General features: G+C 37.3%; 19 protein-coding genes and 1 pseudogene. 4 read left to right on the forward strand and 16 right to left on the reverse strand.

Annotation, left to right across the window (positions count from 1 at the left end; all coding sequences use genetic code 11):
* Positions 1–13: 13 nt before the first annotated feature.
* A complete protein-coding gene (locus MSBR3_RS09650) occupies positions 14–457 on the forward strand; it encodes a hypothetical protein (RefSeq protein ID WP_048107801.1) in 444 nt (147 codons plus the stop codon).
* A 2,280-nt stretch (positions 458–2,737) separates the two neighbouring features.
* Here the strand turns inward: MSBR3_RS09650 and lysS are convergent.
* The 3 genes from lysS to MSBR3_RS09675 all read right to left on the reverse strand — a co-directional run bounded on the left by lysS (position 2,738) and on the right by MSBR3_RS09675 (position 9,760).
* A complete protein-coding gene (lysS, locus tag MSBR3_RS09665; RefSeq protein WP_048107806.1) occupies positions 2,738–4,285 on the reverse strand; it encodes a lysine--tRNA ligase in 1,548 nt (515 codons plus the stop codon).
* A 606-nt stretch (positions 4,286–4,891) separates the two neighbouring features.
* Entirely contained in the window at positions 4,892–8,377 is a 3,486-nt protein-coding gene (locus MSBR3_RS09670; RefSeq protein ID WP_048107808.1) for a PAS domain S-box protein, read from the reverse strand.
* Positions 8,378–8,902: 525 nt separating this feature from the next.
* Complete coding sequence (locus MSBR3_RS09675; RefSeq protein WP_048110297.1) at positions 8,903–9,760, reverse strand: metallophosphoesterase; 858 nt, start codon at positions 9,758–9,760, stop codon at positions 8,903–8,905.
* Between the two features lie 361 nt (positions 9,761–10,121).
* On the opposite strand from MSBR3_RS09675, the gene MSBR3_RS09680 reads away from it, so the two are divergent.
* Positions 10,122–10,583, forward strand: a complete 462-nt coding sequence (locus tag MSBR3_RS09680) for a GNAT family N-acetyltransferase (RefSeq protein WP_155396782.1) — start codon at positions 10,122–10,124, stop codon at positions 10,581–10,583.
* A 247-nt stretch (positions 10,584–10,830) separates the two neighbouring features.
* Here MSBR3_RS09680 and MSBR3_RS09685 read toward each other — a convergent pair whose 3' ends face one another.
* The 3 genes from MSBR3_RS09685 to cysS all read right to left on the reverse strand — a co-directional run bounded on the left by MSBR3_RS09685 (position 10,831) and on the right by cysS (position 14,235).
* On the reverse strand, positions 10,831–11,754 hold the full coding sequence (locus MSBR3_RS09685) for a S16 family serine protease (protein ID WP_048107811.1): 924 nt from the start codon (positions 11,752–11,754) through the stop codon (positions 10,831–10,833).
* 492 nt (positions 11,755–12,246) lie between these two features.
* Entirely contained in the window at positions 12,247–12,669 is a 423-nt protein-coding gene (locus MSBR3_RS09690) for a CU044_2847 family protein (RefSeq protein WP_048107812.1), read from the reverse strand.
* 144 nt (positions 12,670–12,813) lie between these two features.
* Positions 12,814–14,235 (reverse strand): cysteine--tRNA ligase, encoded by a 1,422-nt coding sequence (gene cysS / locus MSBR3_RS09695; protein WP_048107814.1) that lies wholly within the window; start codon positions 14,233–14,235, stop codon positions 12,814–12,816.
* A gap of 361 nt (positions 14,236–14,596) precedes the next feature.
* On the opposite strand from cysS, the gene MSBR3_RS21440 reads away from it, so the two are divergent.
* Positions 14,597–14,719 (forward strand): hypothetical protein, encoded by a 123-nt coding sequence (locus MSBR3_RS21440; RefSeq protein WP_268989076.1) that lies wholly within the window; start codon positions 14,597–14,599, stop codon positions 14,717–14,719.
* A 19-nt stretch (positions 14,720–14,738) separates the two neighbouring features.
* Here MSBR3_RS21440 and MSBR3_RS09700 read toward each other — a convergent pair whose 3' ends face one another.
* From MSBR3_RS09700 to MSBR3_RS09740, 9 genes are all read right to left on the reverse strand, one after another.
* Positions 14,739–15,332, reverse strand: a complete 594-nt coding sequence (locus tag MSBR3_RS09700; RefSeq protein ID WP_048107816.1) for a Maf family nucleotide pyrophosphatase — start codon at positions 15,330–15,332, stop codon at positions 14,739–14,741.
* Positions 15,333–15,436: 104 nt separating this feature from the next.
* Positions 15,437–17,449: a monovalent cation:proton antiporter family protein gene (locus MSBR3_RS09705; protein WP_048107818.1), complete on the reverse strand. Its 2,013-nt coding sequence runs from the start codon at positions 17,447–17,449 to the stop codon at positions 15,437–15,439.
* A gap of 427 nt (positions 17,450–17,876) precedes the next feature.
* Complete coding sequence (locus tag MSBR3_RS09710) at positions 17,877–18,266, reverse strand: DUF2769 domain-containing protein (RefSeq protein ID WP_048107819.1); 390 nt, start codon at positions 18,264–18,266, stop codon at positions 17,877–17,879.
* Between the two features lie 251 nt (positions 18,267–18,517).
* The gene (locus MSBR3_RS09715) at positions 18,518–18,916 is read right to left on the reverse strand and encodes a DUF2769 domain-containing protein (protein ID WP_080942270.1); all 399 of its coding nucleotides are present in this window, start codon (positions 18,914–18,916) and stop codon (positions 18,518–18,520) included.
* 545 nt (positions 18,917–19,461) lie between these two features.
* A complete protein-coding gene (locus tag MSBR3_RS09720; RefSeq protein WP_230627368.1) occupies positions 19,462–19,914 on the reverse strand; it encodes a rhodanese-like domain-containing protein in 453 nt (150 codons plus the stop codon).
* 818 nt (positions 19,915–20,732) lie between these two features.
* Positions 20,733–20,981, reverse strand: a complete 249-nt coding sequence (locus MSBR3_RS09725; RefSeq protein WP_155396783.1) for a hypothetical protein — start codon at positions 20,979–20,981, stop codon at positions 20,733–20,735.
* 577 nt (positions 20,982–21,558) lie between these two features.
* Positions 21,559–22,320 carry a potassium channel family protein gene (locus MSBR3_RS09730; RefSeq protein ID WP_048107823.1) on the reverse strand — a complete coding sequence of 254 codons (762 nt, stop codon included), beginning with the start codon at positions 22,318–22,320 and terminating at the stop codon, positions 21,559–21,561.
* A gap of 499 nt (positions 22,321–22,819) precedes the next feature.
* Positions 22,820–23,959 (reverse strand): hypothetical protein, encoded by a 1,140-nt coding sequence (locus MSBR3_RS09735; protein ID WP_155396784.1) that lies wholly within the window; start codon positions 23,957–23,959, stop codon positions 22,820–22,822.
* A gap of 336 nt (positions 23,960–24,295) precedes the next feature.
* Positions 24,296–24,976, reverse strand: a complete 681-nt coding sequence (locus MSBR3_RS09740) for an alpha/beta hydrolase family protein (RefSeq protein WP_048107827.1) — start codon at positions 24,974–24,976, stop codon at positions 24,296–24,298.
* 137 nt (positions 24,977–25,113) lie between these two features.
* On the opposite strand from MSBR3_RS09740, the gene MSBR3_RS09745 reads away from it, so the two are divergent.
* Positions 25,114–25,524 (forward strand): PaaI family thioesterase, encoded by a 411-nt coding sequence (locus tag MSBR3_RS09745; RefSeq protein WP_048107829.1) that lies wholly within the window; start codon positions 25,114–25,116, stop codon positions 25,522–25,524.
* A gap of 234 nt (positions 25,525–25,758) precedes the next feature.
* On the opposite strand, the pseudogene MSBR3_RS19435 reads toward MSBR3_RS09745, so the two are convergent.
* Positions 25,759–26,493, reverse strand: a pseudogene (locus MSBR3_RS19435) (IS1 family transposase).
* Positions 26,494–26,563: the final 70 nt, after the last annotated feature.

Below are 26,563 nucleotides of genomic sequence, written 5' to 3' on the forward strand. Positions count from 1 at the left end.
TTAAGGAAATCAAATGTCAGGAAAAAAAATTTTGATTATATTTGCAGGCATATGCCTTTTGCTAGTAAGTGCTGTTATTTTAAATCCTTCTACACAGCATACCTCTCTTATTAGCAAAGAAGAAAACAGTAGTGAAACCAATAATTCTAATGAAAGAGATATTTTTAATTCATTTATCATAAACAATTGGGGTAACGCAAACCATAAAGTTAATGTAGAACTACTTGATTCAAAAAATAATTCTGAATTTAGCAAATCCTATACCTCAGTTCCTGGAGAATCTATAGAAAAGAAATTTCCAGTTACACCAAAGTCAGGAGAAAAAATTGTAGTTACATTAGATAACAAGATCACCAAGACCCAAACGGTTGCAGAAGGTTCAACAGGCTTATCACTATACATCGATGTAGATATGGTAACCAGTGATCCATTGGGACTAAGCATTGTTCTTCCGTGAATTAAATAATGAGCTCACCCAAAAATCAAGATTAGGTTAACAAACTTCAAAAAAGAGAACTTATAATCCGTTTTCGGTGAAATTAGGGAAGATTTTCCTTATTTCACTAAACGAAGATCTTATATAGAGATGATCATTTACATTGTTAAAACATTCTATTTACATTGATAAAATATTTTACATTTGAAGTTTTTAAGAAACCGGCAGTGACGCGAATTCACTGCAAATTTAAAGCCAAGCTTTTGTATCTGCATGCAGTTTATTTTTTAGAAATTAATCTCTATAGATAAGTTTTTGATGTCTTGACTTTACAAAAGAATCGGTACATTTACCAAACTCAGCTGTAAAACCAGCTAAAAAAACGAAAAAAAGATAGTTTTGAGTCTGCCTTTTTCAGTCCAAGAAAGAAAAATCGGAAGGGCTCAAAATCCAATGCTCTTTTGAAGTTTCAACCGTCTCTTCATTTCTATTTTCATTTTCCCATCCTGGCTCCGGCTGTATTCTTTTTTGCAAAGTTTGAACTTTTTTATCAACAATTAGCTCCCCTTAACTTCTTTATTCAGAGAAGGATTATAATTCCTTTCTTTGTTTAATACCGTAATTTACAGTTATCCCCACTAAAAATATTTAATTTTTTTAGCACGAAATGAGAAGTCAGCGATATACATGACGTAATGTAAAATGAGAGTAGAAATCCAGCCAAACTCATAGTGAAAGCGAATTTTTGAACTGCTATAACGTTATAAATCATCTTACTAATCGGGAGAGAATCATATAGATGAAAGTCAGTTACAAAAGACAAATTAACCATTAAAGCCACAATTAATATTACAAGTGTTGAATAAAACAAAGATAGTTTTAGACTCATGATGAATTTTTTTCTGATTAAATTGTTTTCGATTTTACCTTCTTTCAAAAAATAAATTTTCCTCATTATAAATTCAGAAAATTTGATTCGATGATATAGAGAACTCAATTTTGAATTATAACGTTTAAAACTCCAACGAGTAAACATTATTAGTGCAATAAAATAAAGTCCCAAAATCAATCCCTTAAGAGGAGATAAGAACCATGCTAAAAAGATAAGTGGTACACCAAATAATGCAATTATCCAGATTAATATACAGTCCCATAAACATCCTGAGCTATTTCCTTTAGGAATTCGGTAAAAAAAGAGCATAGAAGTGATGTAGCAAAAACCCAAAAAAACCCCAGAAAATGTATAAAGATTGGAGGTTCGGCTAAAAATTTTTTAGAGACCACTGTTATTAAAAAATATGCAATTAATACTTCAAGAATTGTAAGAACCCAGATCCAGATATGTGGATATAATCTTGAAACGTTTATATTTTTTGAACGATGTAAATACTCAAACGATTTCATAAATATTTCATCCTGTTAAAAACAATTTTGTCCAAATTTCTTTATATATTGTTGTCTACAAAATATAAAAGTTAAGTAATTATTCAGATACCGTAATCGACTTCAAAAGACGTAATTTTAGAGTTTTTGGCATTTACAATAGATTTCAGTCAGTTTTGTAAACTGATGCCAAACAATGTCATTTTAATTTTGCTATGAATTCCTTATTAGACAGATTTCTATGACCAAAATGATGTTAGTTGACTCATTTTATAGGATATGAATAGTTATAAAATTAAATAAAATTTAAAAAATAAATAAAATTTGCAAAGACTACAGGATAAAGCAGAAAAATTTTTTATAATATTGACTTTTCTCCTTTGATTATCTCGGTGGTATATAAGGAATTTGTCCCCAACATATAAAAATATTTATGTTTTAAAGGCAAATTTGGTAACTCACAAGCTCATTAAATTCATAAAAAAGATTTACACATAAAGATGCAGTGTCTCGAATTTATTTTGAATTCAAGTCAATTTTTTGAACACTGTATGTAAACAGACTTACTATATGAATTATTGAATCAAAACATATTAAAATTTGAAATTTTAGTAAGTTTATGGCTTGAGAATCCAGTATTAAAAGAACCGAATTATGCTCAGTATAGGTAAATTTGACTTTGAATTTACAGAAATTCAGGACACTGCCATAATGAAAATTACTAAACGTCAAAATTAAATTAATCTAAGGGAAAAAACCCGATGAAGAACCTGCTTTTAAAAAGAGCAAGTTTTTTCCTTTAATTTTTCAGTTTTACGTCCTTGTTTTGGGTTTTTTTCCTTAAACTTCTATCCTTGGCTTTTTCTCTTAATTTAGTTGTTTAATTTTAGATTAAAACACATATTTTCAAGCCTGAACTCAGTCTTCTCTTTTCATCTGCGGGAAAAGAATTACTTCCTTGATGGATTCCAGACCCGAAAAGATCATGGTAAGCCTGTCGATTCCAAGCCCCATGCCTCCTGTTGGGGGCATTCCGTATCCTAGGGCATTTACGAAGTCATAATCAATGGTTTGGGCTTCAAGATCTCCTAACTTTCTTTTCTTATCCTGTTCTTCGAACCTCTTTTCCTGCTCAAGCGGATCGTTCAGTTCGGAGTAGCCGTTTGCCAGTTCCCAGCCGTTTAAGAAGAGTTCGAATCTCTCGACAAAACCTTCTTTGGACCTGTGGTTTTTCGCAAGTGGGGAGTTTTCCACAGGGAAATCGTAAATAAAAGTCGGGTTTATCAGTTTGTCCTCTACCAGGCCCTCGAAGAGCAGGGCAAGGAACTCTCCGTAAGTATTTGTCTTTTCGTAGTCCTCGATCCTGTTTTCAATTGCGATTTGCTTCAATTCTTCAAGTGAGTGTGCAAAAACATCAAGCCCGGCATACTCTTTTAAGGCATCTTCCATGGAAATTCTTTTCCAGGGAGTACGGAGACTGAGTGTGTTTTCACCCATTTTTACTTCGTAGCTGCCAGTAAGCTTGAACACAAGTTCCGAGATGAGGCCTTCGGTTAAGTCCATCATGTCATTGTAATCCCTGTAAGCCTCATAGACCTCGATCATGGTGAATTCAGGGTTGTGGGTTGTGTCAATATCTTCATTCCTGAAATTCTTGGAGATCTCAAAGACTTTCTCGTAACCTCCTACAACAAGCCTCTTAAGGTAGAGTTCGGGAGCAATTCTAAGGAAGAGTTTCTGCCCGAGACAGTTATGGAAAGTTGTGAAAGGCCTTGCATTTGCGCCTCCGTACACATTCTGAAGTATTGGTGTTTCAAATTCCAGAAATTCCCTATCAGAAAGGTATCGCCTGATCTCGGAGATTAGTTTGCTCCTCATGACGAAAATCTCTCGCTTATCAGCATTGACTATAAGGTCAAGATATCTTTTCCTGTACCTGGTTTCAATGTCTTTTAAGCCGTGGAATTTTTCCGGAAGGGCGCAGAGGGATTTTGAGAGCAGGAAGAATTCGGACACGCTGATGGAGTTTTCACCCCTTTTTGTCCTGAAAAGTTCACCCTGAACACCTACGATATCTCCCGAATCGACCAGGGTTTTAAAAGTCTCAAAATTTTCATCAGGAAGATTTCCTTTTCTTAAAGTAACCTGAATTCTGCCACCCTGGTCTCCAAGATCGGCAAATATCATTTTCCCAAGCCTGCGAATGTTGTAGAGCCTTCCTGCGGTTCTGACCGTTAGACCTTCATTCTTTTCAAAGTCATCAAACATTTTCTGGATATCACAGATATCCCCATTCTTTTCAAACTTATAGGGGTATGGATTAAGTCCCTGGTTTCTGATGCCGTTTAGTTTTGCAATTTTAGAGTCATCAAAGACTCTACTATCTGAAATATTGTTATTGTCAGATTCATTGTCAGACAATACAAGATCATCTGACATTTTTTCATTGTTGATTTCCATGCTCATTGAATCAGTACATCCTCTTCAGGTGAATACAAATAATTTGATTGTTAAATCGATTAGCAGTTACTTAAGTAAATCGATAAGTAATCACGTAAGTTAGTCAGTAAGTTAACCATAATCAATAATCAGTGAATCAGTCATCAATGAATCAACCCGTGCGCCCACAGCAGAGAAGAATCTTGAGGGTTTCACGGATAGGTGTTAACTCTTGGATATGTGAATTCTTAGATATGTGAATTCTTAGATATGTGAATTCTTAGATATGTGAACCCTTGGATATGTGAATTCTTGGATATGTGAATTTTTAGATATGTGAATTCTTAGATATGTGAATTCTTATTAACTTCTATAACTGAAAGCTGCAAGTTCGAGTATCAGGAGTAATGACTGTCTATTAGCCTGAGTCCTGACATTTAATTTTTCCATACATCCATGCATATTATATAAACATTGAGAAAACAAACCTATGGACTAATGAAATTGTTAGTAAAGTTGGCACTACTTCCTGAAGAAAAGTTGCGTTCACAGTACTGGTAGCAAGATTTACATAATGTATTAAGAAAGTATCCTGTATATTGGAAAGCATCCAATGTCTATTAATTTATGGACTTATTGTCCTTCCGCTACGTAAAAAAGAATATTAAACTCGGCCCCTTGATTTCGTTTAAGCTCAATTTTCCCGTCCAGCTGATCAACAAGAATACTTACTAACTGCAGTCCCAGTGATTCAAGACTTTCTAATTTTAAATTTTCAGGAATTCCTTTTCCATTATCTGAAATTATCAGGCTGAAAAGAGATTTATTTGTTTCTTCATTAATTTCTTTCCTGCAAAGTTTAATTCGGATCTCCCCTTCTCGGTCTTCAGTAAATGCATGTTTGAGGGAATTGGAGACCAGTTCATTAACAATTATTCCCAACGGGACTGCAGTGTCCATATTAAAGAACGCATTTTCTTCCAGATCCGTGAAAAGGTTGAGATTTTTACTGCTAAGACTGTAAGTCTGGAAAAGATTTCCAGTTAATTTTTTAAGGTATTCAGAAAAATTCAGAGTATCGGTTCCATCTCCTTTATATAATTCTTCATGGATGAAAGCCATCGAAACCACTCGATTCTGGCTTTCCCTGAAAGCTTCAACAATTTTCGTATCATTAAACTTATCAGCCTGAAGATCCAGGAGAGAAGAGATCACCTGCAGGTTATTTTTGATTCTGTGATGGATTTCTTTCTTACGGGCAATTTCGAGATTTGCCAGAGCTTCTTCTGCCTTCCTCCTCTCGGTAATGTCAAGAATAAAGGCTATGCCTTCATAACTCACCTTATCGAAGGTAGCTATTCCAACAGTGACAGGTACGCGCGAGCCATCTTTGCGAATGTACTCCTTCTCGTAAGGCTTATTTACGCCTGTTGATTTGAGTTCCACCATAGCATGCTCATCCAGTTGCCTATATTCCGTCGGAGTGATCATATTCCATTTAACCCATCCAGCCTGCAGGTACGCGCGAGTGTAACCGATAATGCTCAGGAACTTATCGTTAGCGTCTGTTATCGAGCCGTCCAGATTGTAGAAACACACACCGATCATATCTGATTCGTAAAAACGGCGTAAACGCGCCTCACTCTCACGTAGAGCTTCTTCCCCTTTGATACGCTCAGTTACATCTCTTGCAATAGCTGAAAGGGCCACTAGTTTTCCAGTGACATCAAACACCGGAGAGAGGGCGGCTGAAATGTTTAAAAGAGTACCGTCCTTTCTTAAACGTAAAGTTTCGTAGTGCTGGATCGTTTTTCCCTGTTTAATCCTTTCAGAAAATTGATTGATTTCTCCTTTAGTATTTTCTGGTTCGAGTACTGATACGTCTCTTCCCAGAATTTCTTCGGCGGAATAACCATAAACCTGTTCTGCCGCCTTATTCCAGCTGGTAATGATACCGTCAAGAGATAGAGTTACAATAGCATCATTCGATGATTCGATAGCATTCGCCAGTATCTGAAGTTTCTCTTCTACTTTTTTACGCTCAGTAATATCCTGAACTACTCCCTTTATTCGAATAGGATTATTCTTCTCATTAAAAATAACTTCGGGTTGTGAATGAACTGTACGTTCTTCTCCGTTAGCCAGGGTAATCCTATAATCAATGCCAAAAGGCATTTTTTCTTTTAAATATCTTCTGATTGCGTTACCGACATAATCTCGATCTTCGGGATGTATATAATTTAAAATTTCATCATAAGTTACGCCTGATTCATGAGGATTATGTCCGAAAATCTGATACATTTCGTCAGACCAGTATGTTTCACCACTTATAATATCCCAGTCCCAGCTTCCAATATGAGCCATCTTTTGAGCTTCAGCAAGACGCTTTTCACTTTCTTTTAAAGAATTGTAAGCTTCTTCAAGCTCAGAAGTACGCGCTTTAACTTTTTCTTCCAGACTCTCGTGTGCTTTTTCCAGAGCTTTTTCTACGTTTTTACGCTCTGTGATGTCGCGGACAATACCTCCGCTGAAGAGGGGCTTTCCTTTCCAATCTTTATTCACTGTGAACCTATCAGCTAACCAGCGATATTTGCCATCCTTGTGTTTGAACCGATACTCCAGAGTTCCGGAACCAGTATCGCATGCATGGGCCAGTCCCGAAGTAACTGTGAGGCGGTCGTCGGGATGAATACGACCAAGAGTCTCACTGGCATTCATAGAACTCATTTCCTGGGCAGAGAAGCCAGTAATCTTCTCTACCACCGGACTCATGTAATCATATCTGTCGGTCTGAAGGTTTCGCCTGTAAGCCACGTCAAGTGAATTCTCAAGAACCGACCGGAATCGCTCCTCGCTCTCCCGCAATGCGTTCAGAAGGGCTTCACGTTCATTCAGCGAATGAGCCAGTTTAAAATTGCTGTAGCCTAACTGAGAGAGAATATTGGCAAAAGTTACAAAGAAAGCCATACCCGTATGCACAGTTTCCCTGCTTAACCGCGGAACTTTTTCAAGTGCAGCTATATATTCCTCCTCATTAAAGCCATATTTTCTGGCCTGAGATTGGAAAAGTTCATAGTCCAGGGATTCGTCTTCAAAAAAGAACTGACCTGAGAAGATATTAGCAACGTGCTGACTGCCAACTACGATGGGAGTTGCTATGTCCCACATATTGTTTTTGCATTTATAGAGCTTGAACTCTCCTGGAGAAATACCTGCAGATAGCTCTATGTCACTCTCTATGCAGTGCTTACAGGCTTCAGGGTGAACTCTGTGGAATTGTGTGCAAATATCCTGCCATCCTATGCCCACCAGAACATTGCCTTTCAGATCATCCAGGCTCATAGGAATGTGTGCAATTTTGTAGAAGTTATCCATCATAGACTGGATCGCCTGGGAGTCAACGATATCAGTGATTTCTAGTTTACCCGCCCCACAAGCAGGTGAAATAATGTCTTCCAACTTCTGCCTGACGTGTAGCTCACTCTGGCGCAACGCTTCTTTAACTCGTTTACGTTTATTGAAATTTTTATGTATGGAGTTTTCGATCCTTTCCCATTTTCCTTCCCTTTTGACTAAAGAAAAATTATGGTTAAACGTTAAGTCAATAATATCTGCTGCGCTGCACATACTAAGAAAATATGAACACAGAGAGATTATCTGTCGCTCGCCGATATTAATATCCATCTTTTTTTTATAACCACTAAAATCAACCCAATACCCTTCTTTCAACCAGAAAATGTTTCCTGCCATTCTGAGCCCTTCATAGCCACTTGCTAGAGCCTCATCTAATTTTTCAACCCATCCATTTAAAACTCTCTCGGAATCGAAACCCTCTTCCCCCACATACCAGGAAGTGTAAGGGATAATTTCGATTTGCTTTTTCTCCAGATAGACATCAATATCAGAAACGGCCCTTCTCAAGGCTTCTTTTGCCTCTTTTACTTCCAGAGGTTGTGATATAACCCAGAAACAAAATTCATTATTTTCCAGCCCTGCTTTAAAATAAGGGACAATTATATCCATTAAATCTTCTTTTGTCTGGTAGAACTGGCAGAAGTGCGTTCCCCAAGGCACATCTCCAACGATATTGATACCAGAATTTCTCATTATTTCTTTCATTCCACACTTCCTGGCCACAAAAGATCATTTTAAATCCTGTAGTAATCGTCTATGAGTAATTATCATAGAGAATTGGGGATTTTCTAAATTATCATTATATTGAAACAGAGTAGATTAATTATTTTTGGAAAAAATAGAAGAACAATCCTGAACAATTTTAGTGATATCAATAGAAATTTAATATTATATTTCTGAAACTCTTTGATTCTACAAGTTTTCATTTGTTATTGAAATCATTCTAATATTTAGATTAGTTATATGCACTAAATTTTAAAAAGATTTGGATACTAACGGAATGATAATGCGGAATGGACTCCAAAAGAAAAACAGGCTAAAAATTGGAAAGCATTTCACTGGTGATTGGAAACTTAAAGTCAGAGTTAGACACGGCTATATTTATACAAGAATATGGTTAGTTATAAAATTCAAGCTAAAAATTATATTTAATAACAAGACCCCATTCTAGAACTGGAGCCTGATTCTCTGTTTAATTAAAGCTAAATCCCTGTCCACGTGTCAGTCATCTTATGTAGAGCCTTTTGAACTCTTGCGTCTTCTATCCATATTCTTGTTTCTAACCCTTGTATACTGCAGCTTTCGAATATTCCTGAGCAGTCCGAGCCTTGTTCCGTCAAGCAAATACACTTCGGAAGCCTCAAGTTTAATTCCACCTGAGGAAAAAGCCGGGCCCAGCAATTCTTCCTGAGTGGATTCGTTAAAAGGTATTCCTCCACATAGCTCATTAAAAGCCGGCATTACGAAGAGTTCAGGATCTGCCCACTGTGCAGGATTATCAAAATTAAGGTTTCCGAAATGACCTTTCAGGACCTCCAGATTGAATTTTGTCCTGATCCAGGCAGGCTCAACTATGGAGTACCCGAAAGCATCTGTAAAACGAACAGTGGGATGATTGTGGGCGGTGACTACATAAGATGCAGCCAGTATTTCAGGTGCAGGCCAGGTATGCCCGTGAAAATATCCTACCCCGTCAATAAGTGCACCACGTGAGGAATGAACCGTGATGTCCTTTTGCCTGTTAAAAAGAAGTTCGAGTCCTCCATCATGGTTTCCGGGGATAATATCAACATGTGTATGTTCTGCAAGTGTTTCGAGGAAGCAAGGAATTTCATCCTTCTCCTGCCAGGAGACCTGAGGAACATTATGCTTTACATCTCCAAGAAGTATTACCCTATCAGGGGAATTTTCCTGGATATAGCCCAGAAGCCTGTCCAGACGCCTTTTCGTCTGGCTAGGCAAGTTGATCCCGCTTCTGTACAGATCCCACTCTATTCCGAGATGGATATCGGCAACTACCAGTGAGGTTTCGGAATTGGTCACAATAAGAGCAGGTTCTTCAATAATAGGTGTGATTTCGGGTGGCATAGTTGATAAAAGGTTGTTTTTCAGGATTTGAAAGTATATATCAGACAACAGCCTGAAATGGACTTAATTTTAACGCTTATAGATATATACTTTATGATATTTAAATAAAATTGAAAGTATAAAAACAAAATCATGGAATAAGCTGACCTGGTTGAGTGAACTTAAGCATAAAAGCACCTTGAAGATTCCAAATTTTCGTACTAGAAAATTCCAGATTATAAAAATAGTCTAAGAACCACTCAATAGTCAGTCAGCTTAAAAGACAGGAATGTTATAAAAAAGTTAAAGTATACTAAACTTAATCAACATGTATTTTTTAAATCAAGAGGACGGATGAGATAAATTGACCGAAGAAATAATAATGAAAATAGCTGAACCTCAAGATGCTGATTCGTTGAGAGAATTAATAAACGAGACCATTGACACCTGTTATTCCCATGTTTACCCTCAGGAAGCAATTGATTACTTTAAAGATTATCACAATCGACTGAACATCGTAAAAGATATACTGGAAGGGTATTGCCTTATCCTGACCTCAGGAGAGGAATTCATAGGGACGGGCACTCTTCTTGGTTCAAACGCCAGAAGAGTCTTCGTAAAACCGAAATATCAGAAAATTGGACTGGGAAAGAGAATCATGCACAGACTTGAAGAAAAGGCCATGGAAAAAGGAGTAAGGATAATGGACCTGGACGCCTCACTTGTAGCATATTCTTTTTACAGGGCTCTTGGCTATGAAACCCAGACAGAAGAAGTAACTCCCGTGAAAAACGGGCAAAATTTAAGATACTATAAAATGGTCAAAAAGCTTGGTGATAAGTAAAAACTGAAAGTTGAAAGCTCTTTAGCAATCAGGTCAATTTTTCAAAACTTTGAAAAACGGCTTACAGAAGCAAGAGTAAGCTCCGGGAAGAAAAAAACCCGGAAAAAGAATCCTCAGTCAAAATTGCAGTAAAAATTTACATCCAGGTTTTACATTTTATACTATTTATATTCATACTGATTTATATTCATACTGATTTACATTCATACTGATTTACATTTCATACTGATTTATATTTCATACCGATTTACTTTTCATACCTAAGTACATCGTCAATCGTATCCACGTACTCGATTTTGATTCCTACCTCTTTTTCTATATATTCTTTAGCATCTACGATTTCCGGCTCCTGTTCAACAATAGTAAAACCACCAAGATTTCGTTCTATATATCTATATTTAATAAGCTGGCTGTTTTCCCTCGGAATGAGGAAAAGAGTTTTGCCTCCGGCTTTTGCTGCCTGTGCTTTTTCCAGAACTCCACCTATCTGACCGATATTGCCTTTATCGTCAATTGTGCCTGTAAGGGTTATACTCTTGTTCAGTTTAGTATTGTTGTCAATAGCTGAAATTGTAAGTAGGGTCATGAGAGCCCCTGCGCTAGGACCATCGACCTCTGGAATTTCACCCGGAGCAGTAATGCTGAAGATAATATCACTGCCTGACATTTGTCTTCCGGTTTTGTTTTCAGCGATGAAAACTGCAGTGTTTGCAGCATCCTGGAAAACCGTACCCATTAGAGGGGTTGTCTGGACAAGTACACGGCCTTTTCCGGGTTGGATCTCAACTGAAATATTAAGCAGAGCTCCTTCCTCAGAAACATTTTGTCGTATAAAGGGACCTGACCTCTCCAGTTCAACTTTCTGGAAAACTGCAGGTCCCTGAAGGGTAGCAAAGCCTTCAACTCCTGCAGGACACATTTGAGAGCCGTTTTCAAGCTCAAAGACTCTTGCCCGATAGGACTCCAACTGAGAAGCATAAGACTGAAGCGACTCATTATTCTGATTTATCTGTGTCTTAAGGTTTTCATTTTCCGTTTCAAGGGAGTTTATGCGAGTCTGCATTTCCTGTACCTGTCCTTCCTCAAAAGAAGGCTGTTCGCCAAACAAAACAAAGTAAGCGTTTCCGACAAGTGAAATAGCCAGTAAAAAAACAAGAAATTTGGATCTCATATCACTTACCACTTTTAGTTTGTTTTAGATCATACTTATTTCTTCCTTCTGGAAACCATGTAGGAGAACTGCAAGAGTAATTTATAGATAGAATCACAGAACTTTAACTGAAAGACCCAATAGATGAATATATTATTTACAATAAATGAATATGTTGATTACAGAGAAATCTAATCCTACTAAAATAAAGGAATATGTTGATTACAGAGAAATCTAATCCTACTAAAATAAAGGAATATGTTGATTACAGAGAAATCTAATCCTATTAACAATAAATGAATATGTTGATTACAGAGAAATCTAATCCTATTAACAATAAATGAATATGTTGATTACAGAGAAATCTAATCCTATTAACAATAAATGAAATCCTGATACTAATAAATAAATATCCTCGTTACCAAGAATAAGTACATGAGTTCAGGAAGCCCTTTCTCCGAATCCATACGCTTAGATTAAAATTTATATAATTTTATAGGCTGAGCTTAAATCTTACTTTTCAGGGATTTCCTTCTCAGTCTCCTCTCCTTTATCCTTCCACATTAACATTACTTTCAGGTTTTTCTCATTTTCCGATTTGGTGATAACTGCTTTTCCATTCATAGTCAGCAGTAAGTTAAAAGTCAGCTCTATCTGAGATGGCCTGAACTCAGGAGAAGTTTCCTCCAGATTATCTACGACTTTTTTAGAAATCTCCTTAATAATGAGCATCGCATTATCAACCGATTCTATGGATTTCTCTTCCAGGGCTTTCGGAGATATAAGCGTAAATTTTTTTACTTTTCCAGGAGCATGCCCCAGTTCAGCTAGAATACACCCTGCTTTTAAGGCGTCCCTACTGCAATTCTCAAAAAGCTCTTCATCAACAGTGACTTTTTCATCAACATTTACTTTGTCCAGAAACTGCCCCCCCATCAGGCTATATGGGCGCATCTCACAGAAAAAGAGAACGCAGCCCTGAGTAAGAATAGATTAACGTTAGTAGAATTGTATATATACGGATAAATAATTATTGACGTTTTTAAGGATTCAAGTTAAAGTTTAGACCTTAAACGCTATTTAACTTTCTTCGGCTTCTTTTATATTGGGCCCTTCTTTAGTATCCTGTACAATGTACCCAAGAGATTTTATTTTCTCTCTGATAGCGTCTGAAACCATCCAGTTTTTACTTTTTCGAGCAGTTTCACGCTCTTCAACCAGCCTCATCACTTCTGTGGGGATTTTCTTTTTCCCAGAATCGGAAAAAAGGCCCATAGCATCCGAAAACTGTCTGTAAAGAGAATAGGTCTTCTCAAGCACTTGTCGATTTTTTCCGGATTCAAGATACCTGTTAGCTGTACGGGAAAGTTCCTTAAAAACAGCCAGGGCTTTCGGAGTATTGAAATCATCTTCAAGAGCTTCTCTGAACTGAATCTCAAGTTCAGGAAGGATATTAAGAACTTCTTCGTCTTCAGGATAAACCGTATCCTCTGCGCTTTCCAGGCTAAACTCAAGGTTCTCGAGTGTTTCTTTAAGCTTTAGGTAATTATTTTTAGCGTTTTCCGCAAAGGCGTCAGAATAATCAAGCTTTTTACGGTAGTGGACAGAGAGAAACATAAAGCGCACAACTTCCCCACCGTACTTTTTGACAATATCGGGGAGGGTGAAGACGTTTCCTTTGGACTTGCTCATCTTCTCCCCTTCAACTATGAGATGTTCTCCGTGAGTCCAGTAGCATGCAAATGGTTTTCCTGTCGCCCCTTCCGATTGTGCAATCTCATTTTCATGGTGAGGGAAAATAAGATCTACTCCCCCTAAATGCATATCCAGAGTAGGGCCAAAGCAGTTCATGGCCATCACCGAACATTCGATGTGCCAGCCAGGACGGATTTTTCCCCATGGGCTTTCATAGTAAATTCCTCTTTCAATTTCCTCAGGGGTTGAAGCTTTCAAAAGGGCGAAATCGCGGGGATTATCTTTATCATATTCGTCCACGTCCACAGACGCACCAACTATAATGTTATCAAAATCCAGCTTTGAGAGTTTGCCATAGTCCGGAAATGCTGAAATTCTGTAATAGACCGATCCTCCTTTTTCATAAGCTAGCCCTTTGTCTATCAGCTTTTGCGCAAGTTCAATCATGCTGTCAACGTTTTCCGTAGCTCTGGGATAAGCTGAAGCCCTTTTTATGTTCAGCATATCAAGGCCTTTAAAAAACTCTGTCGCGTATTTATCCGTAAAATCCTTAAGTGACATTCCGACTGCTTTCGAATCTCTGATAGTTTTGTCATCTATATCGGTAATATTCATTACAAGTTTTACTTTATATCCAAGGTACTCAAGACTTCTCACAATACTATCTGCCATCAGGAAAGTACGATAATTGCCTATATGCGGCATACTGTAAACCGTAGGCCCGCAGGCATAAATCGAAACTTCACCTTCCTTTAAAGGTTTGAAAACCTCTTTCTTTCTTGTAAGGGTATTGTAAACCTGGAGCATCCGGAACACCTCTGGAAATTTAAGTACCTGAAATATTGTTAGAATACTTGTTAAATGAAATGATCTCTTAATATATCCGAATTAAATTTTAGTTATTTGAGTTCATGTATTAGTTAACACTTATTTATCTAATTGGCTAGAGATGCTTTATTACTTTCGCCGCAAGCCTTTTAAAAAGGCTTGAGCGAAAACCCCAGTAACGTTAGGATTTGAAAAACTTATCCCCAAACCCTATAGGCATGATCACAAGCCTTTTCAAAAAACTGTTTGCCCGCAAGCCTTTTAAAAAAAGGCTTGAGCGAAAACAACTGCTAAATCTAAACAGTCATAACGGCGTGATCAACTGACTCAGCGGTTGCGTTTGGATTTGGAAATCTTATCCCCTAACCCTATCGGCGTGATAAACCGGCGCAACGGTTTCGGGTCAACGGTTTCGGGTCAACGGTTTCGGGTCAACGGTTTCGGTACAGCGGTTGCAGATTAACGGTTGTAGCACAACGGTTTCAGGGCAGATCTTCCTGAAATATGGACACTCCAAACTTTTGAAGGATTTTTCCCAGCCGGAAAAGAGGAAGACCAACGACGTTAAAGAAATCACCCTCAATTTTTTCCACAAAAGCTGCTCCTTTTCCTTGAACAGCAAAAGCCCCTGCCTTATCAAGAGACTCTCCTGTCCTGACATAGGCTGAAATCTGTTCACTGCTTATTTCGTCCATCCAGACTGTAGTGGATTCCAGTTCCTTAATTTCCACTCCACTGTCAAGGTCAAGGACAGTAAGCCCGGTTACAACAAGAAATCGATGTCCACTTAAGAGTTTAAGCATTTCCTCTGCCTCTTCTGGAGATTTGGGTTTGCCCAGGAGTTTTCCATTAAAAAGCACTGAGGTATCAGCAGAAATTACAAGCCCGGAGTTGAAATGTTTAGCCACATCTCTGGCTTTTTCGGTGGAATGCCTTAAGAGAAGTTCTTTGGGGTGCAGTCCAGGGTAAGGAGACTCCTCATAGGAACTGGCATAGACCAGGAAGTTATCTCCTATGAATTGTTTAAGCAATTCTTTTCGCCTTGGAGATGCAGACGCTAAAATGATCTGACGCATGGGAAAAGGTCAGGATGCATGGGATATATTTGTATTGTAGCGCATAATTTGTATTGTACTGCATATATACAGGAAACAGCAAAATTAATTCATTAAGTTGTCGATTATCCGTGAACACTTTCAAAGAATCTCCTGATATTGCAAAGATCCTCAGGTTTTCCCAGAATGATACAGGCATCTTTTGCATGAAGGATGAAATTGCCTTCCGGAGTGTAAATCACATCCGAATCCCGACGAATTGAAAGCACTGTCACTCCGTGATTTTTCCTGAAATCGAGATCTGCTAAGGCTTTTCCATCAAAACTTGAACCCTGCCCCACTTTAAGGATTTGGATATCAACTCCCGGAAGTCCATCTTTTATACTGAACTCACTATCACAACATGTAGTTCCGGACAATTTTCGCATCATCCGGTACCCATTAGCCCGTACATCATTTACGAGTTTTTCAATGTTTTCTCTCGGAACCAGATATTTTTCCAGCACTCGGACAAAAATTTCTACTGAAGTTTCGTATTCCTCGGGAATGATTTCATCCGCCCCCAGGGCATTTAGATGTCTCATTTCCTGTAAATTCCGTACTTTTGCAATGATGCAAATATTCGGGTTCAATTTTTTTGCTGTTTCTACTATCTTACCTGTGGCGGTTGAATCAGAGATCCCGATAATAAGAACTCTTGCACTCTTAACGCCTGCATGTTCCAGTACAGCCTCAAAAGTTGCATCTCCATAGTGAATCTTCTCCCCTTTTTGTTTTTCCTGGTTAACAGTTTCAGGGTTTTCTTCTACAATAATATAAGGGATACCTGCTGCTTTTGCAGCCTTCGAAACTGTTCTTCCGGAAAAACCAAAACCTACGATTATTAAATGATCTTTCATCTCAGGCTCAGCCTGTTCTTCTTTAATAGGTTCCGAATACAAGCCATGTATTAGTTTCATGCCGTTAGTTGTTCCTGAAACTTTTGTGACAAGGAAATCAGCAGGTTTGTAGGAAGAATTAATCAAAAAAGGCGTAACTCCCATGGTAATTATAGAAACTGCAAGAAAAGCCTGGTAAGTCCCTTCAGTCAGGAGAGAATACTCCACCCCCAATCTGGATAGAACAAAAGAAAATTCTCCTACCTGGGATAAAGCAAGTCCTGCTAATATAGCTGTACGAAGTGGGTAGCCGAGAAGAAAAGTTATGGTTACTCCTGCTATTGATTTTATGAAAATCAAGGCAAAGGAAGCAAGAATCAGGATAGGAAGATGGTCAAGCAAATACCCTATATTCAGGAGCATTCCTACGGACACAAAAAAGAAGCTCATAAACATATCTCTCAAAGGTACAATGTTTCCCATTGCTTGCTGGCTGTACTGGGAACCTGAAATGACAATCCCAGCTAAAAATGCACCGAGGGCAAGAGACAGTCCGATACTTGAGGTAAAGAGAGCGGTAGAAAGGCAAATGAAGACAACGCTGACAAGAAATAACTCTTTATTACCTGTCCTGCCCACATGGTAGAATATCCATGGAATCAGGAATTTGGCACTGAGGATAAAAACTAGAATGATTAGTGAACCTTTAAGAAAAACGGTTGATAGTGAACCTTCAAAACTTAGAGAGTCTCCAACCAGTAACGGGGTAATAAGAATTAGGGGGACGATAGCAAGATCCTGAAATATCAAAATTGCAAGTGAAGTTTTCCCATGTTGTGTATAGACTTCGTTTCTGTCCTGGAGAACTTTGAGTACTATTGCAGTACTACTAAGTGAAATCAAGAAACCGAGAAAGACAGAGGTAGAAGAGCTGAAACCTAGAGACGAACAGACAATGAGGGTAAGAAATGTAGTTAAGACAATCTGGAGAGTTCCACCTAGAAACAAAGCTTTTTTCATCTTCCAGAGTTCTTTTAATGAGAGATCAACTCCGATTGTAAAGAGCAAAAAAATTACACCAAGATCAGCATTAAGTTCATTATGCCCTCCATTGAGAATCCCAAGCCCGTAAGGACCAATTAACATTCCGGTTACAAGAAAACCAAGTACAGGAGGGACTTGAAATCTGTAGAAAATAGTGAGAATTAAAATAGCAAAGCCAAGAAGTACATCAACGTTTGCCAGTAAAGAGGACACCATTTACTTTGTTCCTCCAGAAATCGACATAAGGTAATCTGAGCCTTCCGAGATATCAAAAAACCTATGGTAAACCCCAGGATTAAAAATTATAACTATACTTGTCAACCCCAAAATTTTTTGACTGTTTGATAACAATATTTATTAAAAAGATATAGTATTTTCGGTAGTAGACCTAACTATCATAAATCTCGGAAATTGCCTATATAGCAAAAGTTAGAAAAATAAGTGAAAGTAAGTGAAAAATAAGTGAAAGTAAGTGAAAAATAAGTGAAAGTAAGTGAAAAGTAAGTGAAAAATAAGTGAAAGTAAGTGAAAAATAAGTGAAAATAAGTGAAATTTAGGCACACTGTCTAAAAACTAAATTGAAGAGCTGATAAAAAAGAGATAGATAAATTAATAATATTAAACATATGGAATAAGTGAAAGATCAGGTTGCTCTACCATGTTGACAGAAGTGATTGTTTGGACTTGCATCTTTGAGATCATATTCTTTCCAGACTTCACATGAACCACATATGCATTGTCTGTCAAAGTCAAGATCCTGACACGTCGCTGTTCCTTCCGAGCAGTAAACACCCGGAATATCTTCGGGATCCGGGACCTCACCTTCAGGCGCATTCTCCAATGCCTGTCTTGCACTCTGAACTTCACCCTGTGCACATCGACTATTAGCCTGAACCGGACACTGCGGGCACCTACACCTGTTAATATTTTCCTCTACATAAGGAACTACAAAGTCTGTCTTTCTCTGAAAAGTTATATCCCTGTCTCTAGGTGTTATTGGGCTTTTCTCTTCGGTTGGTGCATTTCTTCCCATATTCTATTACCCCCAAACTTAATACTCAAATTTGTTTTCCTATTTCAGGTTTCGGCTTTAGAGCATAAAAGTGTTTTCAGTCGTAGAAAGAATATATATTAGTGAATTAGCAAAGCTACAAATGTAGTTTGAGACATTATTTACAGCCTAAATTGACTATTTAAGTAAAAGAAACTAAAAACAAAGAAAATTTGGAGATCTTTAGATACAAAAGAAATTAAAAGAGGGTTTCATAACTTTAAATAGACAAATCAAGTAGCTCTGCCGTGATGGCAGAAGTGGTTATTTGGATCTACTTCTTCAAGACCATATTCTTTCCAGACTTCACATGTACTGCAGATGCATTGTCTATCAAAGTTGAGGTCCTGACAGGTAGCTTTGCCTGTTGAACAATATATTCCTGGAACGTCCTCAGGATTTGGAACTTCTCCTTCGGGCATTATTTTCATCGCCTCTCCTGAGCTCTGAAGTTTGTCCTTAGCACACTTACTGTCGCCCTGAACCGGACACTGCGAGCATTTACACCTGTCGATGTTTGATCGTGCATAAGGAACTAGAAAATCCGTCCCTCTTCCTTTCTCTTCCGTAAAGCGGTTTTCTGCCTCTGTAAAAGGTTTTTCTTCAGTTAATTTACCTTTACCTGTATCCATTTTATCCCCCATATGAAAATATAGAATTATTTTTATAATTTTTAGTTCCCTGTAGATTTAGAGGCCTAGAGAATAAAAGTCTTTTCAGTTACAGAACGAGTAAAGAGTAATCATAGAGCGAATATAATATTAGTAGTCTTGAGAAACTACCTCTTTTGACGCTACTTCGTCTGAAGTTATCTCGTCTGATTACTTCGTCTGAAGTTACTTCATTTGAGGTTACTTAGTGAGGTTACTTAGTTTGAGGTTACTTAGTTTGAGATTACTTAGTTTGAGATTACTTAGTTTGAGATTACTTAGTTTGAGATTACTTAGTTTGAGATTACTTAGTTTGAGGATACTTCATTTGAAATTATTTAGTTTGAAGTTACTTCACTTGAAAGAAAACAGATTTCAATAAAAAGATGTTGAAAAATCAGGAAGAAAATTGGAAATTTTGGCTGAATTAAGAATCACAAAAATAAAAATCAGAATGTTGCGGCAGTAAAATCGTTCGCTAATCTGAGGGTGGTGTGATGAGGAGTAGAAACATAAGCTCTACGATTTCATTTATGGGAGCCTTCAAACTCTGTATCTTCCGAGCTGACAACCGGATATCCTGCATCTGTCCAGGCAGTAATACCTCCTATCATGTTATAAACCTGGGGATAACCTGCGTTTGCAAGCATTGTACCTGCCGTACCACTTCTGCGTCCTGTTCTGCAGTAAACCAGTACTTTTTTCTTAGGTACTTCGTCTATACGAACCTTAAGCAGACTATCCTGACTCAAATTTGATCCAAAGGCGTTGCTTACGGGAATTAGGGTCGCTCCCTTAATACGCGATGAATTAAACTCATCAGGCGTACGAACGTCAAGTACGAATATATCACCCTTCTCAATCATCTCTTTTGCCTCCTGTACACTTACGTTCTTGAGTCCTGGGGGATTTTCTTTTGTCTTTTCCGAAAAGATTAAAAATACCGCCAGAAACAGAAAAACCAGAGCACCAAAATACATCAAATTTCCTTTGTTCAGTCAAATTCCTCCAGCATTATAAGTTTGAAATCCTGAAAAGTTAATGATTCGTTTGTTTCTTTAACAGAATATACAGGTTTCCTATGAACTATTCGTTTCTGTAAAAAGATTGTTTTCCACATACACTCTATTTCTTCAAAAAGTGTTACGTCGATTCGTGCATTAAATTTCTTTATTTTTATTGATGAACTCCAATCTATCCGTTTATAGATAAGGGCCAAAAAACAAGCACTAAAGGGTAAGCTAATTTCGGTCAAAAGTTAATTGAGATTTAAGAGAAAAATCCAATGTAAATCAAATCAATAACAGAGAAAACTTAACCTTAACCGTCAGGTACAATGTAGAAATGAGTAATCAGAATCTCAGGAATCAGAATCTCAGTATTTTTCAACGGTTAAGAGATACTGAGAATTAAAAACTAGAGAAGTTTCCGAAAAATTCAACAGGTTCCTCAGATCATAAATTAAGAAATATGAAGCGAGACTCAAGAAAAATGTGAAATAGAATTCATTCGTAAATCCACTTCAATGACTGTAGTCAGGTAAAGGGAAAGAAATTACGCAGTTTAACTGAAGAACCAGTTGCATGAGACTTTAAACTGTTGAACTCACTATATATACGGTAGAAGTGCGCACTCATGTACGTACTCATGTCTTTTTACTACTTAAGTGCGTAATTTCCATTAAGAACACTCCCCATAGAAACTCTAGATTTGAATAATTAAGGTTTTATGTTCCCTGCAGTCTGATGTAAAGATTTACAAATGAATCATTGTTTGTTTTTGACTTATATCAGCCAGTCTAGTTAATTTCACCAGCCGCCAAACATGTTGTAATTACTTGATCCGAAGAAGCAGCTGTCACCGAAGAAGCAGCTGTCACCGAAGAAGTATTTGAAGAAGGACTCGTAGTCAAAGTCGTCTTCCTTGTCACATCCACAGCAGCACTTATCTTTGTGGCAGTCGCACTTCTTTTCATTGCATCCCCAGTTACAATAGTTGCCCTTGTTACAATCGCATTTAGAATTCCAACCAGAATTCCAGCCTGCACTGGCTGACCCAACTGTCAGCGATGCTACGAAAAGGACCAGCATTAAAACGCTCATTGTTTTCTTAAGTATTCCCATTTGTATACACTCCTCCTATTTAATACGACTAAATGCTGACATAAATGCTAACATTTCAATCATTGTCGGTAAATACAGCAGCCAATATTGTGTTATCACTCCCCAGTAACGTTATTCTGAAAGAATTACTGGCAGATTTTACTCTCACTTTTGTGCTGAAAAAAATGTACCGATAAATGATCTCAAGTTGCCCCAACAAATAGTACGTACTAACAGGAGATTATACTCATAGAATATAATATATATAGAAATATAAATTAGGAACCATCGTTAATTAAAAGAATATATTTAGTAATATATAATATACAGCTTGATTAATATAATTTTATTTTGTATAGTTTCTGCTTGTGGTGAAATACTTATTTAATAACTTGTTTCAAAACCTAATTTATGCTTAGTTCAGAGAGCATTCGTGCTTGCTCCGCTATTCGAAATTTCCTTGTAAGAAGTAATCATCTGAAACACAGAAACCAAGTAAAAACTATAGAAAATTTAGCAAAGTTACTTTTTTTCCCCTTCTGAAAACCTGTTAATTTCACTGGAAAGGTGCTGTACTTCGCTGCGCAATTCTTCAATTTCTCTTGAGGCCGATTCTTTATCTTTTCCGATAAGAAAGCTTGCCAGAGCTGCGGTTATGTATCCGAAGATTGAAAAAGCATAAACAGATAATAGAAAGGCCAGTACCCTTCCCTCAAAGGTTATTGGCCAATAATCGCTCCCTATAGTAGTCATGATCATTGCTGTCCACCAGAGAGCATCCCAATAAGAAGTAAGCCGTGGTCGCTCAAAATCGTACATGCCCGCAGCTCCGAGGAAAGTTATCAAAATCGTAAGCAGCAGGACATATCTTAAACCTCGCTGCCTCATTACCTGTCGGACTGTTCTCAGGCTTCGATTAAAAGAAGAAAGAACACGGGCCAGATTAAGAGATCGAACAAAATTGGCAAACCTGACCAGCCTGAACCCGCTAAATAACGTTAAAACCCTTAATGCGGGCAAAAGTAGGGAAAGGACTACAAGCCAGTTCCTCCTTAAATAATCCTTCTTTTCGGGAGAAATTTCAAGTTCGATAAGAAAATCGATTATGAATATACCCCAGATAACCAGACTTAACGTTTGCAAAAATGAAGAGAGGCCGTATGCGAAGTCGATAATGATAAGAACTAACCATAAAATTGACAGCAATACTAAAGGAAAATCAAGTAGAGCATTAATCTGGGAAAGTAACTCTACTCTTTCTTCTTTTGATTGTTCTTTATCCATTTGTTTACTCTCATCAAAATGTATTTCAATATAATTAGGTTACATTTTTCATTGTTAAAAAGAGCTGGTAAATCAGATAAACGTTATTAAAGAATTTATACATAGGTTAATAAGATGAGATAATGCACCGATTTTTCTGTAAAATCACAAATCTCAAAAAAGTACTGGATCAAAAGTTCCATATCGGAAGATCCACTTTTTCACGTTCCACAAAAAAGGTCCACTTTTTCACGTTCCACAAAAAAGGTCCACTTTTTCACGTTCCACAAAAAGATACGCTTTTTCCATATTACATACTAAAGGTCCATTTTTCCATATTACATATAAAAGTGACTTCAAATTTACAGCAAATTCGAGACACAACCTATCTTTAAAAAGGAAGCAAGAACTGTAAACTGCAGAACTACAAGCTTACAGCCTTACTTTAATCCGAAATCTCTAAATCGATAATTGTTTGTTTCTTTACTTATGCCTCATTACACGAACATTTTGCAATCAATTACCTCGATCTACCCATTCTGGCCATTTTTATACGTGGAATTGTAGTCGTGTTTTCAGTAATGTTGCATGTAATGGTTTTAGTTGTTATTTGAGTCTCATCATCCATGTTTTTGATTATAACCATTTTTCCAGTTATGTTATTCATATCTTCGGGCGTTTTACTTACATTACCCATTTTTCCATCCATTTTATCCATTTCCATATCTTCGATTATAACCATACTTCCGTCCATTAAACTCAGAGAGTTCATTTCTTTGTCCATTCCGGTCATATTATCAATGTTTTCGGACGTGTCGGTCATATTATCCATATCTTTGAATATAATCATGGTTCCGGTCATATTAACCATCGAACCAGTCATGTTCTCTAATCTTCCAGACAGATTCTCCATTCTTCCGGACATATTTTCCGTTCTTCCAGATATGTTACATATTTTCTCGGTGACTTTATCCATATCGCCTATGTTTCTGATTATAATCATTTTTCTAGTCAGATCACATGTAATAGTTCCAGTCACATTTCCAGCCGTGAGTACAGTCATATTTTCCAGTTTACCGATCATGTTTCCTGACATTCCGGTCATATTTTCAGTATCATTGGTCATGTTGCATGTCATGGTTCCAGTCATGTTTCCAACCATGACTATAGTCATATTCTGCATGTATCCGGCAATTCCAGACGTGTTATTCATTTTTTCAGCCATTCCGCCCATTTTACTCACGTTTCCAAACATAACCACTTTTCCGGGCATTTTATCCATTTTACCGATCATAAGCGCTTTTTCTGTCATATTGCCCATGTCTTTGACTATGACTACCTTTCCAACCACATTACATGTAACAGGTCTTCCGGTCATGGCTTCAGTTTGGTTTGCTGCCATGCTCTGATTCTGACTTCCAGTCATATTCTGAGCTTGAGTTTGAGACATGCTCTGATTCTGGCTTCCAGTCATATTCTGAGCTTGGGTTTGGGACATGATCTGATTCTGGTTCATGTTCTCCATTTTACCGCTTACATTGTCCATGCCAACAACAACTGCGTTTCCGGTCATGTTGAAGGTAACTGTTTCACTTGTATTTCCAACCAGGATTATACTCGTGTCTTCCATATTTCCGACCATGTTAGTCTGCGCTTGCACAGATCCAATAGATAACGCTAGGCATAACGCTAACAGAGAAACTGTTAATTTTAGATTCACTCTTTACCCCCCATATGTGAGTCCGACCATTGAGTCGATCATGTATTTTAGTAATTAAATAAAAATTATTTTAATATAAATCAATTAAATAATAAATGGTAGGGTTATAAATAACTAATCTCTATGAACTATAGAGATTAGTCCGGTTTTAAGTGTTACTCGACGTTTTAAAAAATAATAATCCACCACATACTTATCATATTTAATAAGCAGATGTTAAAAAGTGTAACTTCAAAAACTGCAATGAAAATTTATATTTAGTACGATATTTAGTACTCATTTTAAATTTTCTATAATCCAGTCCCTTACTTCGCCGTAAACTTTGTTGGATATTTCTTTTAAACCATGTCCCGCATTTTCGTATATCTTGATTTTTTTAGGTTCATGTGCCAGATTATACGCGTATACTGAACTGCTCGGAGGTAAGGTTTCATCTGCCTCACCATGAATTAAAAGTACAGACGTGCTTTCAGGAAGGAGAGAAATAGGACCAATTCCATAACTCTGGGTAGCAAGCGTAACTACGGTTTTTACGCTCTCTTCATTAAAGGCCGCCTGAACAACAACCGCACCTCCAAAAGAGTGCCCTATAAGGCCAAAAACTCTGATATCTTCGGTTTTTAAAAATTCAAGTCCTATAAGGACATCTACTACAGCTTCCGTCAGGTCCGTAGGATACCTGAAGCTTACCCTTAGCGAACTTATCCCGTTTTTCTTTAAGTCAGCACATAAGCGAGGATATAAACCCTCAGCAGGAGTGTCAAAGTCCCCTCCAATCCCCCCAACCATAATTACTCCTTTATCTGCCTTTTCTACCCTATAGTAATGACAGTTAACCCTGCCACGACTGGTATCTATTCTTATCAGTTCAAATGAGTCTCTAGGCTCTGTATTTATATCGAGAATAGCAACTTCCAGCGGTTCTTCCTCTACTTTATCCTTCTTTATGACCTTCATAAGTATAATCTAAAACTCCTGTTTATTAGGCATTTATGGGTATACTGAATTATTTTGGAAACAAGCCAAAAACCATAACTTTAATTAAAATATGAAGAATAGAACACGAACTTACTGACAATAACTGGAGTTATTATATGAAAAATATTAAAGAATTTCTTAAGAATGATAATTTTGCTGCAATTTCAGGAATTGAACTTTTAGAAGTCTCTCAGGGTTATGCAAAAGCCATCATGAACATAGAAGAAAAACACCTTAATGCCCTGAAAACCGTTCAGGGAGGTGCAATATTTACCCTTGCAGATCTTACTTTTGCTGCAGCGTCAAACGTGTACGGCACTGTTACCGTTGCTATAAATGCAAATATTTCTTTTGTAAAGGCTGCGACAGGCAAAAGTCTCACAGCAGAGGCAAAAGAAACCTCAATAAATCCCAAAATTTCAACATATACTGTAAATGTAACTGATGATAAAGGAGATCTTGTAGCAATATTCCAGGGCATGGGCTACAGGAAAAAGATTTCACTTGATGAGCTTTCCTGCGTTTGAGTCCAGCAGGATGTATTTCAACAAATCAGCGGTATTAGTAGTACGATTCCGAAGGAGATGTATACAAAAAAGAATTGTGGTTTTAAAACTCAAACACACATAAGGATGACAATAATAACCTGAAAAAGTTAGGAAATTCTAGTCTCATATCTGGGCACGTAGCCCATAACTCTATTTTTTATTATGCTTTTCCGGTGAAGTCACAGTATTTTAAAAATTGGCCTACGGCTATCATTAGAATGTAAGTTTATCTCTCCACTTTAGGATATAAAAAGAGATGTGGTATTGTTGACTAATTATAGCTATCTCTTTATTTCTGTGTTTCATCAATAGAATAACAAAGTACTTTAGCATTTCAAGACTCTTCGTATAACATTTTGTCTTTCTTCTTAACCTTGCCAGAAAATGTCTCAATATTCCGTTATATCCTTCAACTGTATACGTTTCTGCTTTGGATTGAATATGAATGTTTTCTGGAAGAAACTCTGCATATGCCCTCCAGTGATCTGTCGTCACTTCCCCAATTTCTTTCCTCTTTAATTTTTCCCATATTAATTGTCCAGTTTCCGTTCCTCTGCTGCCAAAAGAGCAGTTAATAAACTTTTTCCCAGCTCTATCAACAGCAATCCAGATCCAGCAATATTTTTTTTGTTGCCTATGTAAGTGTGCATCTCATCCATTTCAACAATAGATATCTCATTTTCGCTTTTTAGGTCCTCCAACTCCGGACCAAGTTTCTTTATCCAGTTTTGGACAGAAACATGACTTACTCCTAAAAATCGTCCTATTGAGCGAAATCCTAAGCCTTCAAGATAAAGTTGCAAAGCCTGTCTCTTAACAGAAGGGGAGTTAGCAGTTGATTTTAACTCTACTGTATAGTTATATCCACAATCAGAGCATTTGTAGCGTTGACGTCCAAAAACTATACCATTTTTTGTGAGTGGAACTATTACACCTTGGGCAGTTCATACAGAAATAGAGGGTCTAATGATATATCTATAGTTATTTACCAAAGCCATATTTTTAGCTTAAACCTCTC

This window comes from Methanosarcina barkeri 3, from assembly GCF_000970305.1.
Classification (GTDB): Archaea; Halobacteriota; Methanosarcinia; order Methanosarcinales; family Methanosarcinaceae; genus Methanosarcina; species Methanosarcina barkeri_A.